The organism is Bradyrhizobium sp. AZCC 1577 (assembly GCF_036924575.1).
Classification (GTDB): Bacteria; Pseudomonadota; Alphaproteobacteria; order Rhizobiales; family Xanthobacteraceae; genus Bradyrhizobium.
In genome coordinates this window covers 1699686-1720771 of record NZ_JAZHRQ010000001.1, presented here as the reverse complement: position 1 = coordinate 1720771, position 21086 = coordinate 1699686, and the positions used below count along the sequence as shown (strand labels likewise).

At 63.2% G+C, this 21086-nt stretch carries 18 protein-coding genes; 8 read left to right on the top strand and 10 right to left on the bottom strand.

Annotation, left to right across the window (positions count from 1 at the left end; all coding sequences use genetic code 11):
• Positions 1–67 precede the first annotated feature (67 nt).
• Complete coding sequence (locus V1278_RS08035; protein WP_334380224.1) at positions 68–1414, bottom strand: MFS transporter; 1347 nt, start codon at positions 1412–1414, stop codon at positions 68–70.
• Positions 1415–1565: 151 nt separating this feature from the next.
• On the opposite strand from V1278_RS08035, the gene V1278_RS08030 reads away from it, so the two are divergent.
• Positions 1566–1802, top strand: coding sequence for a hypothetical protein (locus tag V1278_RS08030; protein WP_334364953.1), 237 nt, complete (start codon positions 1566–1568; stop codon positions 1800–1802).
• Positions 1803–2198: 396 nt separating this feature from the next.
• Here the strand turns inward: V1278_RS08030 and rpoD are convergent, their stop codons facing one another.
• A complete protein-coding gene (gene rpoD / locus V1278_RS08025) occupies positions 2199–4310 on the bottom strand; it encodes an RNA polymerase sigma factor RpoD (protein ID WP_028350222.1) in 2112 nt (703 codons plus the stop codon).
• 337 nt (positions 4311–4647) lie between these two features.
• Positions 4648–6648 carry a DNA primase gene (gene dnaG, locus V1278_RS08020; protein WP_334380223.1) on the bottom strand — a complete coding sequence of 667 codons (2001 nt, stop codon included), beginning with the start codon at positions 6646–6648 and terminating at the stop codon, positions 4648–4650.
• 193 nt (positions 6649–6841) lie between these two features.
• Between dnaG and V1278_RS08015 the strand changes: the two genes are divergently transcribed.
• Positions 6842–7408 carry a chlorite dismutase family protein gene (locus tag V1278_RS08015; protein ID WP_334380222.1) on the top strand — a complete coding sequence of 189 codons (567 nt, stop codon included), beginning with the start codon at positions 6842–6844 and terminating at the stop codon, positions 7406–7408.
• Between the two features lie 6 nt (positions 7409–7414).
• On the opposite strand, the gene V1278_RS08010 is transcribed toward V1278_RS08015, so the two are convergent.
• Positions 7415–7813 (bottom strand): gamma-glutamylcyclotransferase family protein, encoded by a 399-nt coding sequence (locus V1278_RS08010; RefSeq protein ID WP_334364957.1) that lies wholly within the window; start codon positions 7811–7813, stop codon positions 7415–7417.
• Positions 7814–7963: 150 nt separating this feature from the next.
• Here V1278_RS08010 and V1278_RS08005 point away from each other — a divergent pair, with 150 nt between their 5' ends.
• Positions 7964–8815 carry an N-formylglutamate amidohydrolase gene (locus V1278_RS08005; protein ID WP_334380221.1) on the top strand — a complete coding sequence of 284 codons (852 nt, stop codon included), beginning with the start codon at positions 7964–7966 and terminating at the stop codon, positions 8813–8815.
• 22 nt (positions 8816–8837) lie between these two features.
• On the opposite strand, the gene V1278_RS08000 is transcribed toward V1278_RS08005, so the two are convergent.
• From V1278_RS08000 to V1278_RS07990, 3 genes are all read right to left on the bottom strand, one after another.
• Complete coding sequence (locus V1278_RS08000; RefSeq protein ID WP_334380220.1) at positions 8838–9455, bottom strand: LysE family translocator; 618 nt, start codon at positions 9453–9455, stop codon at positions 8838–8840.
• Positions 9456–9548: 93 nt separating this feature from the next.
• Positions 9549–10115: a hypothetical protein gene (locus tag V1278_RS07995; protein WP_334380219.1), complete on the bottom strand. Its 567-nt coding sequence runs from the start codon at positions 10113–10115 to the stop codon at positions 9549–9551.
• 10 nt (positions 10116–10125) lie between these two features.
• Positions 10126–11571, bottom strand: coding sequence for an LVIVD repeat-containing protein (locus V1278_RS07990; protein ID WP_334380218.1), 1446 nt, complete (start codon positions 11569–11571; stop codon positions 10126–10128).
• A 120-nt stretch (positions 11572–11691) separates the two neighbouring features.
• Here V1278_RS07990 and V1278_RS07985 point away from each other — a divergent pair, with 120 nt between their 5' ends.
• The 4 genes from V1278_RS07985 to V1278_RS07970 all read left to right on the top strand — a co-directional run bounded on the left by V1278_RS07985 (position 11692) and on the right by V1278_RS07970 (position 15391).
• Positions 11692–12006, top strand: coding sequence for an ArsR/SmtB family transcription factor (locus V1278_RS07985; protein ID WP_334364965.1), 315 nt, complete (start codon positions 11692–11694; stop codon positions 12004–12006).
• Positions 11999–12466: an SRPBCC family protein gene (locus V1278_RS07980; RefSeq protein WP_334380217.1), complete on the top strand. Its 468-nt coding sequence runs from the start codon at positions 11999–12001 to the stop codon at positions 12464–12466. The genes V1278_RS07985 and V1278_RS07980 overlap by 8 nt, the downstream gene beginning before the upstream one ends.
• The gene (locus V1278_RS07975) at positions 12463–12975 is read left to right on the top strand and encodes an SRPBCC family protein (RefSeq protein WP_334364967.1); all 513 of its coding nucleotides are present in this window, start codon (positions 12463–12465) and stop codon (positions 12973–12975) included. Before V1278_RS07980 ends, V1278_RS07975 begins: the two co-directional genes overlap by 4 nt.
• Before the next feature lie 187 nt (positions 12976–13162).
• Positions 13163–15391 (top strand): ATP-binding protein, encoded by a 2229-nt coding sequence (locus V1278_RS07970; protein ID WP_334380216.1) that lies wholly within the window; start codon positions 13163–13165, stop codon positions 15389–15391.
• Positions 15392–15690: 299 nt separating this feature from the next.
• On the opposite strand, the gene V1278_RS07965 is transcribed toward V1278_RS07970, so the two are convergent.
• The 3 genes from V1278_RS07965 to V1278_RS07955 all read right to left on the bottom strand — a co-directional run bounded on the left by V1278_RS07965 (position 15691) and on the right by V1278_RS07955 (position 19518).
• Positions 15691–17301, bottom strand: a complete 1611-nt coding sequence (locus V1278_RS07965; RefSeq protein ID WP_334384130.1) for an acyl-CoA synthetase — start codon at positions 17299–17301, stop codon at positions 15691–15693.
• Between the two features lie 142 nt (positions 17302–17443).
• On the bottom strand, positions 17444–18970 hold the full coding sequence (locus V1278_RS07960; protein ID WP_334380215.1) for an FAD-dependent oxidoreductase: 1527 nt from the start codon (positions 18968–18970) through the stop codon (positions 17444–17446).
• A 92-nt stretch (positions 18971–19062) separates the two neighbouring features.
• The gene (locus V1278_RS07955) at positions 19063–19518 is read right to left on the bottom strand and encodes a GatB/YqeY domain-containing protein (RefSeq protein ID WP_065743197.1); all 456 of its coding nucleotides are present in this window, start codon (positions 19516–19518) and stop codon (positions 19063–19065) included.
• Between the two features lie 272 nt (positions 19519–19790).
• Between V1278_RS07955 and carA the strand changes: the two genes are divergently transcribed.
• On the top strand, positions 19791–20981 hold the full coding sequence (gene carA / locus V1278_RS07950; protein WP_334380214.1) for a glutamine-hydrolyzing carbamoyl-phosphate synthase small subunit: 1191 nt from the start codon (positions 19791–19793) through the stop codon (positions 20979–20981).
• Positions 20982–21086 lie beyond the last annotated feature (105 nt).

The window sequence follows — 21086 nt, the reverse complement described above, 5'->3', positions numbered from 1 at the left end:
GCGTGGCGAGGGATCACGATCAAAGCTGGGCAAAGATTTGCAGATTTCGCCGAGATAAAGTGCAGTTTCATTCTGCGTTCAGCCGAAGGCAGAGCATGGCGCTCGCCAGCGCTGAAATGCCTAGCAGCACGAGCACGCCGGATAATCCGCTCAGCGCGAACACGATGCCGCCGAAGGTTACCCCGACCGTTCCGCCGAGAAAGCTGCACGAATTGAGCATGCCGGAGCCCTTTCCCGCCTGCAGTGGTGGCAGTGTCGCAAGTCCGAGTCGCGGCGCCGATGCGTAGACAAGTGCTATCCCTGCGCCGGCGACAAACAGGCCGGGCATCAGCAGCGCGAACGTTGCGTTCGTCTGAAACGACAACCAGATGATGGCGCAGCCGACGGCGAGGAGGAGCGATCCGCCTGTCAGCATGCGCCGCATACCGATCCTCGTTGCAATCAAGGGAGCCGCGCGCGCGAAGGCAAACAGCGCAATCGAGAGCGGCACAAGGGAAAGGCCCGCCGCTACGGCGGACATGCCAAGCCCATCAACGGCCTGCGCAAAGAGGTTGTAGTAAAGCAGCAGCGTCATGATGTCGAACATCACGAGAAACAAGAGGCCGGCGCCAATCGCGAAATTCCGGTTCGCGAACAGGCCGAAGTCGACCAGCGGCTGAGGGCGCCGCGTCTCCGTCCGCAGCAATAGAGGAAACGCGATCACCGCCAGCGCAAGCGGGACGATGGCAGACAGCGGGTTGGTGCGGACATGTGCCAACGCCTGCAATCCCGATATCAGCGTCACCATGAAGAGTGCGAGAAGGCCAAGTCCGCCCCAGTCCATCGAAATCGCGCGCCGGCCGCCGGCGCCGGGATGCCGCAGCAGCATCAGGCCGGCGGGCACCATCGCAATGACGTTCAGCCAGAAGATGAAGCGCCAGCCCGCGTAATGCGTCACGGCCCCGCCGACGAGCGGCCCGATGCTGAAGCCGAGCATCAGGAAGCCGGTCCAGGCGCCGATCGCCTCGGGGCGCCGCTCGTCAGGTGCGGCTTCGGTCACGGCCGCAAGCGTGCCGGCCACCGCAAACGCGGCTCCCAGCCCTTGCAGCGCCCGCGCGCCGACCACCACGAAGCCGACCGGCGCCAGCGCGATGAGCAGCGACGCAAGTGCGAACACGGCGATGCCGGCAACCGAGGACCTTCGCGCGCCGAGCTGATCCGCCGCGCCGCCGCCCACAATGATGAAGATGGCGGCGGTCAGGAGATAGGCATTGACCACCCATTCGAGCTCCGCCGGACCAAGCTGCAGGCTGCCCTTCATGTCAGGAAGCGCCGCCATGATCGCCGTGCTGTTGTCGCCCACCGCCAGCATGGCAAGGCAGCAGGCCATCAGCACCGGTCCGAGGTCGCTCTTGGTGTTGGAGGCTGCCGGCATCACCAATGCCCTTTCCGCTTGTTCCAGGCGAACAGTATGCCGGCAAGGCGGTTATAGACAAATCGCCTCACCGGCGTGGCCGCGAGGCAGATCGGCGCGCAGCGAGGGTGATTTGCTTTGACAGCGGCGGCTCTATCGAGGACAAGCCCGCATGGCCAAGAAACCCGGGACCAATCCCAAAGGCGAGTTCGCCTTTTTCAATGTCGTCTATGAAGACGACTCGCAACGCTCCAACCGGCGCGTGCCTTCAGAGCTGCTCGGCGGGCTCGACGGCGACGAGCCGGCGCGCGGATACATCATGGAGCAGGACCGCGAAATCGCCGAGAAATCCGGCCGCGCGCCCCTGGCGATCAAGAGCATCAGCCGGGTTGGGGCGAAGAAGAAGTAGGCTCGCAGGCAAGGCCCGATTGCATCAACCAACATCGCGATCGTCGGAGAGCGGCGTTGTCCACGTGCTCGACTACCAGCGGAGCAAGCGGCACCCCTCTCCCTAACCCTCTCCCGCAAGGGGAAAGGGAACCCTACCGCCGATGCGTCCCTGACTCGTGCCAATCACATCAGGGATAGCCAAGATGTGAGGTGAGCAGACTGGTACGGCTCCCTCCCCCCTTGCGGGGGAGGGTGGGGAGAGGGGTGGCCCCGGGCGCTGGCGTGAGAATTTGGCGCGACCTCAGCAAACAAAAACGGCGGGCTTTCGCCCGCCGTTCTTTGTCGATGGATGCCCCGGGATCCTGTCTTCGCCGAGGCTTCGCCGAGCAAGCAAGTCCGGCAATGACAGGAAGTACTAGTTATCGAGGAAGCTCCGCAGCTTCCGGCTTCTTGACGGATGCTTCAGCTTGCGCAGCGCCTTGGCTTCGATCTGGCGGATGCGCTCTCTCGTGACCGAGAACTGCTGGCCGACTTCTTCCAGCGTGTGGTCGGTGTTCATGCCGATACCGAAGCGCATGCGGAGCACGCGTTCTTCGCGCGGGGTGAGCGAGGCCAAAACCCGCGTGGTGGTTTCGCGCAGGTTGGACTGGATCGCCGCATCGATGGGCAGGATCGCGTTCTTGTCCTCGATGAAATCGCCGAGGTGTGAGTCTTCCTCGTCGCCGACAGGCGTCTCCAGCGAGAGCGGCTCTTTTGCGATCTTGAGAACCTTGCGGACCTTCTCCAGGGGCATGCCGAGCTTTTCGGCGAGCTCTTCCGGCGTCGGCTCGCGGCCGATCTCGTTGAGCATCTGGCGGCTCGTGCGCACGATCTTGTTGATGGTCTCGATCATGTGCACGGGGATGCGGATGGTGCGGGCCTGGTCGGCGATCGAGCGCGTGATCGCCTGCCGGATCCACCACGTGGCGTAGGTCGAGAACTTGTAGCCGCGGCGATACTCGAACTTGTCGACCGCCTTCATCAACCCGATGTTGCCTTCCTGGATCAGGTCGAGGAACTGCAGGCCGCGGTTGGTGTACTTCTTGGCGATCGAGATCACGAGACGCAGGTTGGCCTCGACCATTTCCTTCTTGGCCTGGCGCGCCTCGCGCTCGCCCTTCTGCACGCCGTGCACGATCTTGCGGAATTCGCCGATCTCAAGACCCGTCAGCGCCGCCAGCGACTGGATCTCGTGGCGCAGCTCCTTGATGCGGTCCTTCTCGTGATGGACGAAATTCTTCCAGCCCTTGGCCGACAATTTCGAGACGCGGTTGAGCCAGCGCGGATCGAGCTCCGAGCCCTGGTAGTTGCGCAAAAAGTCTTCGCGCGCGACGCCGTGGCTGTCGCCGAGGCGCAAGAGGCGGCCTTCGAACGAGACCAGCTTCTTGTTGATGTCGTAGAGCTGCTCAACGAGGGAATCGATGCGGGCCTGGTTCAGGCGCAGCGACTTCACCTCGACGATGATCTCGTCCTTCAGCTTCTTGTACTTGCGCTCCTGCGAGGGCGAGAGCGACTCGCTCTGGAGCTGGTTGGCGATGTCCTGCTCCTGAAGACGCCGCAGCTTCTTGTATTCGGAGGCGATCTTGTCGAAGGTCTCGACTACCTTCGGCTTCAGCTCGGCCTCGATCGCGGCCAGCGACATCTGGTTTTCGAACTCGTCGTCATCCATGTCGCCTTCGGCGGCGGCTTCCGCCGGATCCTTCTCTTCCGTCTCCACATCGCCCGCGGGCGCTGCGCGGAACGGGGTCGCCGACGGGGGAGCAGCCGGCGGCGCGACATGCGCGGGCGCGGCCTCGCCGTTGGCGGCCTGACCGTCGCCTGCGGGGGCGGCGATCATTGCCGGGTTCATGTTGTTCTTGGCGTCGGGGCCAGCATAGGTGGCTTCGAGATCGATGATGTCGCGAAGGAAGATCTTTCCTTCGTTGAGCTCATCGCGCCAGATGATGATGGCCTGGAAGGTCAAGGGGCTCTCGCAGAGACCCGCGATCATCGCCTCGCGGCCAGCCTCGATGCGCTTTGCGATCGCGATTTCGCCTTCGCGCGACAGCAATTCCACCGTGCCCATCTCGCGCAGATACATGCGGACGGGATCGTCGGTGCGCTCGCCGGGTTCGGATTTCTTGACCTCGGTGACAGCCTTCGCCGTGACCTCGACAAGCTCGTTGTCGGTGTCGTCGTCGGCTTCTTCCTTCTCGGCCTCTTCATCGGCCTCTTCGGCCTCGGAGACGTTGATGCCCATGTCCGAGAGCATCGACATGATGTCCTCGATCTGCTCCGGCGAGGTGGTGTCGGAGGGCAAGACTTCGTTGAGTTGATCGAAGGTCACGAAGCCGCGCTTCTTGGCCTGCTTGATCATCTTCTTGACCGCGGCATCCGTCAGGTCGAGCAACGGCGACGGCGCATCGGGGCTATCCTTCTCAGGGGCGTCCGCTGCCTTGTCGTCTTTTTCCTTGTCCTTAACCTGCAGCGTCTTTGCCTTGGTGGCCATTCATCAAGCTCCCGAAACGCGCTTCATGCGGGCGTGCGTCGCCGCCCGCGCTCTTCAACTCAATTCGTTCGAGATGACGTCGTTCGATCGTCACCCTGCTCTGTTCATTCGCCTTCGCATGATCGGTCGAAAGCGGCACCCGCTTTTCCGCACCATGGTTACGACGCGCAAAGGGCGGCGCAGACCATCGCCACCCCTGCCTTCCGCATCACCGGTTCTGTCTTTCGTAGCCCGAAGGCCCTTAAGCTTTGCTTAACCCTGTTTTTGCCGCCAAATCATGGATTTGGCGAGTCTTTTCGCGGGCTCGGCCAAGGCCTTCCGCATCATTTTTTAACCGTCAAACGCTTTTGCGGAACCGGCCCGAAAGCTCGCCGAAACCCTCAATCAGGGCCTCGGTGCCGTCGAGGGAGTCCAGCCGGGCGCCGACATCCTTCAGCCACGCCAGATTGGCCTCGCTGGTCTCCTCGGCCAATGCCAGTTCGGCATCTTTCTTCTCCCTAAGTAGGGCGTGCGTTTTCTGATGCAAGACAACGAGTTGCTGCCAAGTGGCCAAAACGTCCTCGCGCGCCGCGCCGGGGCGGGCGGCCCACACCGCCACCGTCGTGATCGCTCGCTCAACCCGTTGAAGAACCTCGCCTAATCCACGCGCTTCGAGATCGGCGCGCATTTTCTCGGCCTGCTCCTCGACGTCGGGAGAATGATGATGGTCGTTGGCGAAGGCCGTAATAATACCGGCGCGGAGCTTGGTGGCCTCGGGATGCGCCAGTTCCAGCATAGCCACCTCCTCCAGATGATCGTGCAGCAGCCAAGGGTGGTTAATCAGGGATTGCAGGATCAAGGCCTCGCGGCGGGACATCGCGCTGCGCTGGCCGCGCATGATCGGGCTGGACGCAAGCTGGGGGCTCGCCGCCTGGTAGGGGCCGGGGGCGATTCCTGAAGTTATCCCCAGCGGGCGGCCGCGGGGGGCGAATCGGCCGGCCGGACTCGCTCCGCGCGGGGCAAACGCGCGGGGTGATTCGGGGCGGCCGGTCCGGAAATTACCCCGGCCGTAACCGCCGCGGCCAGCATCGGGCGCAAAGGTGCGCTGCAGGCGCTCGGCGAGATCCTGGCGATAGTAGCGACGCACGACCTCGTCGCGGATGCCGTTAGAGAGTTCGTTGATACGCGCTTCCAGCGCGGCGCGCCGTTCGGGAGTCGCAAACGTGCCGCCTTCGATCTCGCGCGACCAGATCATATCGGCGAGCCCGCGCGCGGCGCCGATCACCTCCTCGATCGCAACCCGGCCCCCGGTGCGGGCGAGGTCATCGGGGTCCTGTCCCTCCGGCAGCAGCGCGAAGCGCAGGCTTTTGCCGGGCGCAAGATTGGGCAGCGCCAAGTCGGCGGCGCGGTACGCTGCTTTTCGCCCGGCGCGATCGCCGTCGAAGCAGAGGATCGGCTCGTCCGCCATCTTCCAGAGCAGTGCGAGCTGGTTTTCGGTGAGCGCGGTGCCGAGCGGGGCGACGGCGCCGGCAAAGCCTGCGGTGACCATGGCGATGACATCGACATAGCCTTCGACCACGATCAGTGGCGAGCCGTCATGCGCCGCCTGTCGCGCAGTGGCGAGGTTGTAGAGATTGTCGCCCTTGTGAAACAGCGGGGTTTCCGGCGAGTTCAAATATTTTGCCGAAACGTCCTTTTCCAGCGCGCGGCCGCCGAAGGCGATGACGCGGCCTCTGGCGTCGGCGATCGGAAACATCACGCGATCGCGGAAGCGGTCGTAAGGAACGGGAATATCGTCGCCGCCGACGAGCAGCCCCGCTTCCACCATGTCCTCGGTGGAAATGCCCTGCGCGCCCAGATGCTCCTTCAGCGCAAAACGCTCGCCCGGGGCATAGCCGAGGCGAAACTGCAATTGCGTCGCCGACGAAATGCCACGGTCGCCGAGATAGCCGCGCGCCTTGGCGCCGTTCCGCGAGGCCAGCGTATCGGCAAAGAATTTTGCCGCGAGTTCCATCACGTCGTGCAGCGTCTTGCGGCGCTGCTCGTGGCGCGCGGCATCTGGCGTTGCCGCCGGCAGCGGCAGGCCGGCCATGGCGGCGAGGCGCTCAACAGCCTCCGGAAACGAGACGCCTTCCGTCTCCATGACGAAGTCGAAAATATTGCCGTGCTTTCCGGTCGAGAAGCAGTGATAAAACTGCTTCTGGTCGTTGACCGTGAAAGAGGGTGTCTTCTCCTGTTGGAACGGCGACAGCCCCTTAAACTCCCGCCCCGCTCTCTTCAGCTTGACGCGCCGGCCCACGACTTCCGAAACTGAAAGCCGGGCGCGCAGTTCGTCGAGAAATTGGGGCGTGAAGCGCATGGGTGGAGTTTTGCCGAGTCGTAGGGCCGTGCCAACCGACCATGGATATAGGGCCGGGCCGCTAAAAGGCGAAGTCGGCCGGATTTCTCGCCGCTATTCACAGCCCCATCCGTCATTCTGGGGCGTCCGAAGGACGAACGCGGAATGACGGAGACAGCTTGAATCGCCGCCGGTTCCGCGCTTCCATAGCCGCATGTTCGCGATCTTCCGGGGTGGCAGGAGCGGGGCGTGGCGGGTGACGCGGTTTGCGCCGGTCAAGGGCGCGTCGCTTTCGCCGACGCCTTCGCTGTCGGTCGTGCATTCCCTGTCGATCACGCTGCCGATCCTGCCCTCGCCGACCTCGTGGCGGCTCGCCGGCTTCGCCAGCCATCTGCGCTATACCGAGCGCGCCGAGAAGACGCAGCTTGACGCCGTGCGGGCCGAGATCGGCCGACCTGAGGCAACCTTTGCGGCGCTGATCCCGATCAAGAAATCGGCGGCGTGGTGGGAGCTGACGCAGGAGGAGCGGCGGCAGATCTTTGAGGATAGATCCCACCACATCGCCGACAGCCTGAAATACCTGCCGGCGATCGCCCGCCAGCTTTATCACAGCCGGGACCTCGGCGAGCCCTTCGACTTCCTGACCTGGTTCGAATACGCGCCCGCACATGCGGAGGAATTCGAGGAGCTGGTTCGCACGCTGCGCGCCACCGAGGAATGGCGCTATGTCGAGCGCGAGGTGGATATCAGGCTGGAGCGCGAGCGGCTGGATGCGGGCTGACTCGTCCTACATCTCCAGAAACTTCCCCGAGGCGATGCGCGGCAAGCCGGCGACCGGCCAGTTGTAGACATAGGTCCACGCCTCGCCGGCGGTGCCGTCTTGCAGCGACAGCGGCAGCATGCGGCGGATGTATTCGGTCGGTTCCGGAAACCCGGCGCCACAGGCCTCATACATGTCGAACTCGGCCAGCAACGCGTCGCGATCGCGCAAACGATAGAGCTCACCGAACACGACGTCGTTGGCGTCATCCGACAGCACCAGCCCCGGATAATGCTTGATGAGATAAAGCCGGCCGCGGCAGGTGGCGGTGCCCAAAAAATCCGCACTGCGCGACAATAGCTGCGCCATCGGATGGTCGAAGCCGCGCATCAGCGTGCCGTAGACGAACAGTCGATCTGAAATCATGGGATTTCTATGTCATTGCGCGCGAAGCGATGCAATCCGCCGGGGGTCTATCGCCAAAACCGTCTTGTGGGGAAGCATCCGGAGCGGCATCGTTAAGCCATTATCGATTCGGATACGTCTCCTCGACCAGCAACGCTCAAGGAAGATACGTTGAACGACGCCGCCGGCCCCGCCCCGCTCCTCAGCGCCGAGGATGTTCCTCCGGTCCACGAATACAACACCGCAGGCCGCTCGCCCTTTCTGCTCACATGCGACCATTATGGAAGGCTCATTCCGCGCGTGCTCGGCGACCTCGGCCTGCCCGAGAGCGAACTGACACGCCATATCGCCTGGGACATCGGAATTGCCGGCGTCGCGGAAGCGCTCGCAAAGCATCTCGATGCCCATCTGATCGTGCAGCGTTACTCACGGCTCGTCATCGACTGCAACCGCCCGCCGCACGTCGCAAGCTCGATCCCGCGCATCAGCGAGGCGACCACGATCCCCGGCAATGAAGGCATTTCGCGCGAGGCCGCCGCGATACGGCGGGCGCAGATCTTCGATCCCTACCACCGGCGCATCGACGAGATCATCGACCAGCGCGGAAACGCTGCCATGCCGACGGTGCTGGTATCGCTGCACAGTTTCACGCCGGTCTATGCCGGGATTGCACGGCCCTGGCATATCGGCACGCTCTACCACCGCGACAAGCATCTGCCGCCGCGCTTGCTGCAGGCGTTGCGCGCCGAGGGCGATCTGGTGGTCGGCGACAACGAGCCTTATGCGGTCGGCGACGAGACCGACTACACGATCCCCGTCCATGGCGAGGCGCGCGGGCTGATGAATACAGGGATCGAAATTCGTCAGGATTTGATCTCGGATCCCGCCGGCGAGAAAGCCTGGGCGGAGCGCCTGGCGCGGATACTTGGGGAGATCGAGGAGATGTTGCGCAGGCAGCATTTGATCGCGTCTCGCCAAGGCGAAGGTCGCGCTCCCTTGCAGCTCGCGGCCGATCGGGACTAGCTACATCACATAGATCGCGAGCTTACCGCGCCCGCGTCAGTGCCAGCCAGATGCCGCCGCCGATCATGAAGCCGCCGGAGACGCGCGACACCAGCCGCGTCCGCTGCTTGGAGAAGAACATTCGCGCGCGTCCGGCCAGCAGCGCGTAGACCGCGTCGGTCGATGCCGCGATCACCATGAAGGTGACGCCGAGCAGCGCTACCTGCGGGAAGTGGTCCTTCTCCATATCCATGAACTGCGGAATGAACGCGCCGAAGAACACCAGCACCTTCGGATTGGAGAGCAGCACCAGAAGCCCCTGCAGAAAGAAGCCGCCGCGCGGCGGCGGTGGCGGCTCGTCGGCGTTGACGCCTTCCGCAGGCTGCCAGATCAGCTTGATGCCGAGCCATATCAGATAGGCGGCGCCGGCAAAGCGCACCCAGTCGAACCAGTAGCCCATCGTCGCCATCAGCGACGTCAGCCCGATCGCGACGATGCCGATCACGATGGCAAGGCCGGTTTGCGCGCCGGCGCAATTGATCAGCGCCGCGCGGGTGCCGTGCCGCAGGCCGTTCGCGATCAGCAGCGTGACGACGGGACCCGGCAACAGCGCGAGCGCAATGCAGGCGGCGACAAAGGCGAGATAGACCTGAAGGGACATGCGGGAACTCGGTGGGAGAGCGGGTACGTCATTATGCATGCGGGGGCGAAAGATGGAAGCTGCGCTTCCTGCTCCCTCTCCCCGTCTCAACCGTCATCGCCCCTCCATCGCGGCCATCATCCAGCGCGTCATTTCGCGGGTCGCCAGCAACGCCAGCGCCGCGCGCCGCGTTTCCCACGCGTCACCGTTACCGTGCGCGACGGCAACGAGGAGGTCGCAGCGGCGCGAGACGGCAATGCCGATGGCAGCGCGCCGCGAACCATCGGATGGTTTGAGATCATAGGCCCTGGTCCGCCCGGCCATATCGGCGACCTGCACGACCTCGCCCGGCGCGAGCGGCACGAAATATTGGCTGATCAAATCAACATCCGCGACGCGGTCGACTTCGTCGTCGTCGGCGACGCCGCGGTCGCAGTTGCAGAAGCCGATTTTCGGCCGAACGTATACCTCGATGCCGTCACCACACGACGCGCCGCGGCAACGAAAGGCGCGTCCCGCGGGCCAGCCATCGCGCGGGAACGACCAGGCGATCTCCTGCCACGAGCCTTTCTGTTCGCCTTTCTGTTCACCTTGGCGCGGCACGATGTGCTGGTAGGCCGCGGCACCCGACAACGCACCGAGCGCGGCGGCCGCAACAACGATGACCGGCCATCGACGCATCACCGCCTCATCACGGCAGGCCGGCGACGGCGCGCGCCGGGCCGGTCAGTTCCAGGATGTGCAGGCCGGTATTGGCGCGATCGACGATGTAGATGTAGCCGCGCTCGTCGGTTTCGACATTGTTGGTCTGGATCGCGACCTTGCAGCGATCCTTGCCGTCGATCTTGACGCAGCGCTTGTCGGTCGCGGCCGTGATCGACGGGATGAAATAGCCGACCTCCCTGGGATGATAGGGATCGCGAATGTCGAGCGCGCGAACGCCGGCATTGAAGAAGGCGATGAAGGCCATCTTCTTGTAGAAGACCTGTGCCATGCTCTCGTCGGAAGAATGCGCGCCGAACCGCCCGCCCCGTTCGCAGAACGTCCCGCTCGCTTCCGGCACGGTGTAGCTCGAAATCATCATCGGCGCCTTCTCGACCGTGACGTCGGCGAACCACACCATCTGCCGCGGCTCGTTGCATTCGTTCAAAATCGCCTCATCGACGATCATCACGATGTCGCGGGTTTTGCCGTCCTTGTCGCGCGCAAATTCCGCAATTTGCATGCCCGGCATCGGAAACGTCGTATGCGCGCCGTTGAATGGCGACATCGTCAGCCGCGCAATTTCCGGCGAGCGCAGATTGTCCGGGGTTGGCTCTTTGGGCCCGCCCAGCAATTTCTCGCGATCGACGATCTGCAAAATCCCGCCCTTGTTCGTGCCGTAGCCGAAATAGACCCGGTTGCCGGAAGGTCCCGTCGAGATCGGCCCGTGCAATTCGGTCGGCACGGCACCGGTCGAGCCCGGCTCCTGACCGGGAAGACCGAAATCGCGGATCTTTTGCGGGTGCGCGGGATCGGAGAGATCATAGACCTGCGTCATGCGGCGCGTGCGCCAATCCGGAGCGCCCGACACCAGGAAGGCAATGCCGGTGTCGCATTCCCACCAGCTCTTGTGCGTGTCCTTCAATCCCGCAATCCGCCTGATCAATACGGGACTGGCGGGATCGGCAACGTTCCAGATTTCATGCGCCTCGCCGCCGAAGGTGCGCAGCATATAGACCGCGTTGCGATCGCCCTTCGGCAGCGCCTTGCCGTCGCAAATTCGCACCATCTGCGCGCCGCCGCCTTCATATTTGCCCTCCTGGCCCGGCAGGTGACGCAGATATTTCGGCTGCGAGGGATCGGTGACATCGACGATCGACGTGCCGTTCGGCTCAGTCTTGCCGGTCTGCGGATTGAGCGGCGCGGGAATCTCGTCGCTGCCGCCGTGATGGCCGATATAGGCGATCCAGCGGTCGCCCTGATGATGGATGGTGGGCTGGTAGGCGCTGCGCGCCTGCAGGTCGCTGGTTCCAACCAGCTTCATGTTGAGCGCTTCAGGCGGCGCCCCAATCACTTGTTGCTGCGCGAAAGCGATGCCTGACGATGCAAGGAAACAGATCGCGAAAGAGGCTGCGAGTTTGAGGCGACCACTCATGTTCCACCCCGACTGTTTAAGGCCAGTCTGCGCTGGCTGACCGCACGATAACACAGGCTGTGGACCGCGCCCAACACACGCCCTTGACATGCAACCTTTTGGTTGCCTAATATCTGCCCCATGGATGAGGTCTTCAAAGCGCTTGCCGATGCGTCGCGGCGCTCGCTGTTGGACAGGCTTCACGCCAGAAACGGACAGACGCTGAACGAACTTTGCGACGGCCTCGACATGACGCGGCAGGCCGTCACCAAGCACCTTGGGATTCTCGAGGCGGCCAACCTCGTCACGACACTAAGACATGGCCGCGAGAAGCTGCACTACCTCAATCCGGTGCCGATCCATCAGATCGGCGAACGCTGGATCAAGAAATTCGAGCGCGGGAAACTCTCCGCGCTCTCGGAGTTGAAACGACGGTTGGAGAAGCGTGATGAGTAAGCCGGAATTCGTCTACGTCATCTATATCGAGACCACGCCGGAGAAATTGTGGGAGGCACTGACGTCCAGCGCGTTCTCCAAACGCTACTGGTTCGGCACCGAGCTGAAGTCCGACTGGAAGGTTGGTTCGCCGCTGGCGCTGGTCATGAACGGCACCACGACCGATACCGGGGAGATTCTCGAGGCCGACCGGCCGCGGCGGCTCTCCTACACTTTCAAGCACGTGACCAACGAGGCATACCGCAACGAGAAGGCTACGACGGTGGTCTTCACCATCGAGCAGCACGGCAGATTCGTGAAGCTCACGCTCACGCATGAAGGTTTTGCAGAGGGCAGCAAGCTGTTGGACGGCATCTCCAAGGGATGGCCGGCCATTATGTCCAGCCTCAAGAGCCTGTTGGAATCCGGCACTGCGCTCGAAATTCCGGTTTCCGCTCTCGGCATCGAAGGTGTGTCATGAACATCAAAGACTTCAAGCCTGCCATTGTCTACACGATCTACATCGCCTCGACGCCGGAGAAAGTGTGGGAGGCGCTGACGCAAGCGGAGTTTTCCAGGCAGTATTTCTCCGGCCAGGCGGTCGAGGTCGATCTCAGGGTCGGCGGCGCCTTCATCATGCGCACGCCGGACGGCGCCCTGCATATCTCGGGCGAGGTGATCGAGTGCGAACCGCTGAGGAAGCTCACCGTCACCTTCAACGTCAACTGGCCGGCGCTGCTCGAAAAGCTCGGGCCGACGCTCGTCACCTACGAGATCGAGCAGGCCGGCGATGTAGTCAAACTGACGATGCTGCAGTCGCATGACCGGGAGATCAGCGACGACATCCTGTCCGGCGGACGTACAGGCTGGCCTGCAATCCTGTCGAGCCTGAAGAGCCTGCTGGAGACCGGCACCGCGCTGACAATCAAGATGCAGCCGCCGGAGCGAATGCTGGCCGCGCTGAAGGAACTGGGGATCGGGACACCGTAGGTCTCGCTGTCGTCAGCTGTTCGTCGTCCCTGCGTTCGCAGGGACGACGGTGACCGGGATACAGTTCTCCGCGAGTGGACTCATGCCCGCCTAAGGGATATTGCAGCACGAGTCTAAGACGGCACGCAGATTCAACGTTATTCTATCGCAACACGAACCGCTGAATTGAGCGCGGAACGACGCACCGATGAGCCTGCGCACACGGCTATTGATACTGGTTATCGCCGCGATGCTGGTGCCGGCCATCCTTGTGGGACTGCGCTTCGTGCAGAATCGCGCAAGCGAAATCGAAGCCGCACGCGCCAGCCTGTCGGCGACCGCCAACGATATCTCAAGCGATCTCGATGAGAAAATTCAGGGCACGGCCCAGCTTCACTATGGTCTGGCCCGTGCCCGCGACCTCGATACGCGCGACAAGGCGGCTTGCTCCGCCTTCCTGTCCGCCGTGCGCGAAGAGTATCCGCGGTACACCGGCATTTTGACCATCAATCCGGACGGCAGCCTGTTCTGCGACTCGTTGCGAACCGACCGGACGCTCGATCTCAGGGATCGCGAATATTTCAAGCAGGCGCTGGTTGCACACGGCACCGTCACACTCCAGCCTGTGTTCGGCCGGTTGACGGGGACCTCCGTGTTGCAGATCGCCTATCCCGTTCGCTCGGAAACAGCAGAGCTGAAACTCATCCTGCTCGCCTCGTTCAATCTGAAGAAATTCGCCGATGACCACGACAAGCGGCTGTCGAACGACAATCAGATTCTGCTCGTCGACAGGAACGGCACGATCCTCGTCGCGCCCGAGGGCAAGGACTGGACCGAACCGCCCGGCACATCGATGGCAACTTCGGAGCTGTTCCGGTTTGCGACCTCACCGAATCATGAGTCGTTTCGCGAAGTAACCGGGCGGGACGGCCGAACCCATGTCTGGACCGCCGCGCGTTCCCCCTCGGTGCGCGATGCCGGGCTTTACCTTATGGTCGGGCGGGCCAAGGACGGTCTGGTGGCCGCAGCCAATCGCCGCCTCTACGAGGACCTGGCGATACTTGCGGTGGCCTCGCTGCTGTTGCTCGCAGGCGTATGGGTTCTGGCGACGATGAGCATCGGCCGTCAGGTCGGACGCCTGGCTGCGATGGCGACGAAGCTCGGCGTTGGCGATCTGAGCGCGCGGATTGCTCCACCCCATCCGCGCGGCGAGCTCGGCGGGCTGATGACATTGCTCAACGGCACCGCTGAATCGCTCCAGCATCAGCGCGCCGCCATCGACGAGCTCAACCAGAAGCTGACCCAATCCCAGAAAATGGAGGCGATGGGTCAGCTCACCGGCGGCGTGGCGCATGATTTCAACAACCTGTTGACCGTCATTCTCGGCAATGCGGAGCACCTTGCCGAGAAGCTTGCGACACACAAGGAACTGCAAAAGATCGCCGAGAGCATCGCGACCGCCGCCGAACGCGGCTCGGACCTGACGCGCAGCCTGCTCGCGTTTGCGCGCAAGCAGCCCTTGATGCCGAAGCACATCGACATCGGCCAGAAGATCGTCGGCATGGAGCAGTTGCTGCGCCGGACGCTCGGAGAGCATATCGAATGTGAATTCCGCCTTGATCAGGAGCTGTGGCAGGCCAGCGTCGATCCCGGCCAACTGGCGTCGGCACTGCTCAACCTGGTGCTGAATGCGCGCGACGCCATGCCGCTCGGCGGCAAGCTGACGGTCGAGGTGCAAAATACGTCACTCGGTGAATCCGACGTGGACGTCAACGGTGAGGCGCGTCCCGGCTATTATGTCATGATCGCCGTGACGGATACCGGCACCGGCATGACGGCCGAAGTCGCCAGCCGCGCCTTCGAGCCGTTCTTCACCACCAAGGAGGTGGGCAAAGGCACGGGTCTCGGCCTGAGCATGGTTTACGGATTTGCGCAGCAATCCGGCGGGTCGATGCAGATACGCTCCGAACCGGGACATGGCACCGCCGTCAAGCTGTTCTTCCCCCGCGTTGGGGCAATTCAGACGACCGCCGCGCCGTCCGCCGGTCAGCCGGCCGCGCCCACCGGCAGCGAGACCATTCTCGTCGTCGAGGACGACGACATGGTGCGCCACTATGTTGAAGGTGAATTGAAGGCGCTCGGCTATCGCGCCATCGTCACACGCAACGCGGCTGCGGCGCTCGAAATATTTCGCGGCCCGGACAGCATCCATCTCCTGTTCACGGATGTCGTGATGCCCGGCGGCATGTTCGGAACCGAGCTTGCGAAGCAAGCAGCCCGCCTGCGGCCTCAGTTGAAGATCCTCCTGACTTCCGGCCATAGCGAACATCCCGTCGAGGCGATCGATGGGGCCGGCCGCGACGTACGGATCTTGAACAAGCCCTACCGTCGGCACGATCTGGCGTCGATGCTGCGTTCGGTCCTGAAGGCGAGTTGACCTCACTGTCGTCCCTGCCTCCGTGCGCAATCGCGCACTCGGCGCAGGGACCCATACTCCGCGGCCCTTGTTGCTGGAAAGGACAGATAACGACCGGCGTACAAAACAACTTCCGCTGGTGGTTATGGGTCCCTGCGTTCGCAGGGACGACGAAATAGAGGCGAGAATCCCTCAACTTGTCGCCCCTGCGAAGGCAGGGCCCATAACCACCGGCTTTCGTTGTGTGATAAGGTGTCTGCTACCGCGCTTCCTCGATAGATCACGCGGTATCGGCCCCTGCGTTCGCGGGGACGACGAAACTAACCCAGCGCCCGCAACTCGCGCCGCAACACCTTTCCCGTTGCGGTCATCGGCAGCGTGTCGGCGAACTGCACGAAGCGCGGGTATTCGTGGGCGGCGAGCTGCACTTTCACGAACTCCTGGATTTCGCGCGCCAGCGCATCGCTCGCGGCAAAGCCCGGGCGCAGCACGATCCAGGCCTTGATGGATTCGGTGCGGATCGGATCGGGTATGCCGACCACCGCCGACATCGCCACCGCCGGATGCTTCATCAGCGTATGTTCGATCTCGGAGGGGCCGACGCGATAGCCGGCGGTGGTAATCACGTCGTCCTCGCGGCTGACGTACCAGAAATAGCCGTCCTCGTCCTGCACGCCGAGATCGCCGGTCAGCAAAAATTCGCCGGCATATTTCTTCGCGGTCGCTTCCGGATTCTTCCAATATTCGATCATGGTGCAGGGACAGGGCTGGCGCACGCCGATGATGCCGCGCTCCCCCCTGGGCAATTCCTCGCCGCGATCATTGACGATGCGGACGTCGAAGCCGGGTGTCGCCTTGCCCATCGAGCCGGGGCGGATCGGAAACAGGTTCGAATTGCTGCCGATCACGAGGTTGCATTCAGTCTGGCCGAACACTTCATGCGCGTCGATGCCGAAGGTTTCGCGCACCCAGCCGAGCAATTCGCCGCCGAGCGATTCACCGCCGGTAAAAATGCTGCGCAGTTTTACGCCGGAATTTTTCACGCCGGCCTGCCGCATCAGTTTCAGCGCGGTCGGCGGCAGGAACGTGTTGCGGATGCTTAAGTCCGCCATCATCGCCATCGCTGCCTGCGGCTCGAATTTGCGGGCGCGATGGCCGACCAGGGGAATGCCGTGATACCAGAACGCCAGCAGGCCGTTGATCAGCCCGCCGATCCAGGCCCAGTCGGCCGGTGTCCACATCAGGTCGCCGGGCCGCGGCAGGAAGTTGTGGCACATCTCGACATTCGGCAGATGGCCGAGCACCACGCGATGCGCGTGCAGCGCGCCCTTCGGATTGCCTGTGGTGCCGGAGGTGTAGATGATCAAGGCGGGATCGTCGGCTGCGGTGTCGACGGTCGCAAAATCCGGCGACGCGGCCTTCAGCGAGGACCAGAACGGCTTTGTGCCGGGAGGCGCGCGGTCGCCGATGACGTAAACGTTCTTTAGCTCAGGAAGACGATTGCGTATTTTCGCAAGCTTCTCCCAACCGGCCTCGTCGGTAACGACAGCCTTGGCCTCGGAATTCGACAGGCGGAACTCCAGCGCGTCCTCGCCGAACAGCGCGAACAGCGGGATCGAGATCATGCCGGAACGAAACGCGGCGAAATGCGCGATCGGCAGTTCAAGAGATTGCGACAGGAACACCGCCACGCGGTCGCCGCGCAACAGGCCGTCGGCTTTCAGGACGTTGGCAAAACGGCGCGACTGCTCCGCGACGTCGTCGAAGGACGTGCGCGTCGTGGCGCCGCCCTCGTCGACATAGATCAGCGCCAGCCGGCCTGAGCCATCCCCATGCCGGTCGCAGCACGCGGTTGCCATGTTGAAGCGAGCGGGAATGTCCCAGCGGAAGTTGCGGTAGAGTTCGTCGTAGGTTGAGGCTTCGGTGAGCATGTTGGGCGACCCATCCCTAACGTCCGTCATGGCCCGGCTTGTTGCCGGCCATCAACGTTCTTGTTGCTTACCGCGAGTTTAAAGACGTGGATGCCCGGGACAAGCCCGGGCATGACGCGGAGCGAGGTTTTGCAGCCCTGACTTAAGGCGCCCGCGCCTTCTCCATCGCAAGCTCTGCCTCGAGGCTTGCGAGGTCCCGATAGATCGAGGCGACGGCGAGCACGCGGCCGTTGCGCTTGTACTGCAGCAGGCAATCCTTGCCGGCGATGTCGCCGTCGACGGTGATTTCGTCCCATTTCTCGGCGTAGCCGACATAATTGATCGGCACATCGTAGTGCTGGCTCCAGAAAAACGGCACCGCATGGAACGGCTCGCGTTGCCCAAGCATGTTTCGCGCGGCGGTCTGGCCCTGACGCTCGGCCACCACCCAATGTTCGACACGAATGGTCTCAAGGGAATGCGGATCGGGCCAGCGCGCAATATCGCCCGCGGCATAGATGCCAGGGACGCTGGTTTCCAGATAGGCATTGACCGTGACGCCGCGATCGATCGCCAGCCCGGCCTGCTCGGCCAATTCAAGGTGCGGACGCACGCCGACGCCGACCACCACGATATCGGCGTCGATCGCGCCGCCGCTTTTCAGCGTCGCGCGTTTGCCGTCGATCCCGGTTACGGTGTCGCCGAGATGGAAGATGACGCCGTGCTCTTCATGCAGGGCACGAACGAAGTCGCCCATCTCAGACCCCAGCACGCGCTCCATCGGCCGCTGCTCGAGGCCTACGACATGAACCTCGATATTTCTGGCGCGCAGCGACGCCGCAACCTCGAGCCCGATGAAGCTGGCGCCGATCACGGCCGCGCGCCGCGCGCCGCTGGCCAATGCAATGATGGCGCGGGAATCGGCCAGTGAGCGCAGCACGTGGACGTGTGGCTGATCTGCGCCCGGTATCGGCAGGCGCACTGGCTCTGCGCCGGTCGCCAGCAGCAAGCGGTCGTAGGGGATGGTCTCGCCGCCTGATGTAACGACATGGCGCGCGTTGGGATCGATTGACGTGACCTCGGTGTTGAGCCGCAGATCGATCTTTGCCTCGGCGTAGAAATCATCCGGCCGCAACGGCACCCAGTCCTCCGGCGCGCTGCCGGCGAGATAGTCTTTTGACAGGTTCGGCCGGTCTACCGGTGCCGCCGCCTCATGGCTCAGCATCACGATGCTGCCGCGATAATCCTGCCGCCGCAGCATATCGGCGGCGGCAAAGCCTGCCGCGCCACCGCCGACGATCACGATTCTGCCGGGCGCGTCGGTGACGCCCTTCACCTGCGGCTTGGGCTGTTCACGCTTCTCCCGAACGAAGATGCGACCGTCTTGCTGCTCGACCTTCCAGACCGCGACCGGACTGAGCGCCGGCGCCCGGGTAGCTTCGCCGGTGCGCAGGTCGAAACAAGCGTGGTGCCAGGGACAGCGGATTCCCTGGCCAGTTACGAGACCTTCGGCAAGCGGCCCGTGATAATGGGTGCAATGGGCGCCGATCGCAAAGATCTCCGAGCCCGAACGCACCAGCAGCACTTCATCGTCGCCGACATGGCCGAGCAACATCTCCCCTGCGAATTCGGACGGGGCTATGCCCTTCGACAGATCGGGACCAGCGGGCAGAGCTTGCTGATCAGCCATGCCTTCCTCCGCTCGCGTTGCGCTACGTCATCACTCCGAGTTTGCACTCATTCGATGTTTCATCAGCACGAAGGTTCCCGAGCGTAAAAAATTTATCCTGATAGCGCCGCCTTCACCAAACCGCTGGCCTTGCCGAAATCCATCTGGCCGGCGAACTTCGCACGCAGCACGCCGATCACCTTGCCCATGTCCTTCATGCCGGCGGCGCCGGTCTCGGCGATGGCAGCCGAGATCGCGGCCTTCACCTCGTCGTCCGACATCTGCTTCGGCAGATAGGCGGAGATCACCGCGATCTCCTCGCGCTCCTGCGCGGCAAGCTCGGCGCGGCCGCCCTTGTCGTAGAGCTCGACCGATTCCTGGCGCTGCTTGATCATCTTCTGCAGCACGCCGAGCACGTCGGCGTCCGACAGCGGCGGCTTGCCCTGCCCGCGCGCGTCGATGTCGGCGTTCTTGATGGTCGAATTGACCATGCGCAGCGTGGAGAGCTTGCGCTCGTCCTTCGCCCTCATGGCGTCCTTGACCGCATTGTTGATATCGTCGCGCAGCATGGGTGCCTCACTGAAAATTGTGCCGCCGGAAAGATGCCGGGTTATGTAACGATTCCACCTATATAGGACGGGAACGACCAGGATCGGCAGTCGAATTGCCCTGCCGGTTCCAGATTCGACCGGATTTGGTGAAAAACCGGAAAACCCGGCTCAGGTCCATAGAACCGGCTGTCAAATATGCGGCAAACGCATGTGAATAGCCGGTTTTCTTTGGCTTTTCTTGGCCTTCCGGCTTTGACGCGCGGGGGTGCTTGCGACTATGAAGTGCGCTCATGACAACATCTGAAAACGCTTCAGCCTGGCCGGACCATAAACCGACCGCGCTCCTCGTGCTTGCCGATGGTACCGTGCTGGAGGGATTTGGCCTCGGCGCAGAAGGCCACGCCGTCGGCGAAGTCTGCTTCAACACCGCGATGACCGGTTATGAGGAGATACTCACCGATCCCTCCTATGCCGGGCAGCTCATCACCTTCACCTTCCCGCATATCGGCAATGTCGGCACCAACGACGAGGATATCGAGACGGTGAACATGGCGGCGACGCCGGGCGCGCGCGGCGTTATCCTGCGCACGGCCATCACCGATCCCTCGAACTACCGCGCCACGCGGCACCTCGATCAGTGGCTGCGCGCCCGCGGCATCATCGGGCTGTCGGGCATCGATACAAGGGCGCTGACTGCGCTGATCCGCTCCAAGGGCATGCCGAACGCGGTGATTGCGCATGCCAAGAACGGCGTGTTCGACCTGCACGGCCTGAAGGAAGAGGCGCGCGAATGGCCCGGCCTGGAAGGCATGGATCTGGTGCCGATGGTAACTTCCGGCCAGCGCTTTACCTGGGACGAGACGCCGTGGGGCTGGCAGAACGGCTTTGGCCGGCAGAGCGAACCTGAGTTCAACGTGGTCGCGATCGACTACGGCATCAAGCGCAACATTTTGCGGCTCCTGGCCGGTGAAGGCTGCAAGGTCACGGTGGTGCCGGCGACGACCTCGGCCGAAGACATTCTGGCGATGAAGCCGGACGGCGTGTTTCTTTCCAACGGCCCGGGCGACCCGGCCGCGACCGGCAAGTATGCGGTGCCGGTGATTCAGCAGGTGATCCAGTCCGGCACGCCGACCTTCGGTATTTGCCTGGGTCATCAGATGCTGGGCCTGGCCGTCGGCGCCAAGACCAAAAAGATGCATCAGGGCCATCACGGCGCCAATCATCCGGTCAAGGACGAAACCACCGGCAAGGTGGAGATCACCTCGATGAACCACGGTTTTGCCGTCGACCAGGCGACCCTGCCCGAGGGCGCGATGCAGACCCACATCTCGCTGTTCGACGGCTCGAATTGCGGCATCGAGCTCAAGGGTAAGCCGGTGTTCTCGGTGCAGTATCACCCGGAAGCCTCGCCGGGGCCGCGCGACTCGCATTACCTGTTCAAGCGGTTTGTGGATCTGATGCGAGAGAAGAAGCGGGCGTAAGCCGCTCACTTGTCATTGCCGGGCTTGACCCGGCAATCCATCTTCTTGAAGAGCGATGGATGCCCGGGTCGAGCCCGGGCATGACCGCTGGTATGTGCCGAAAGC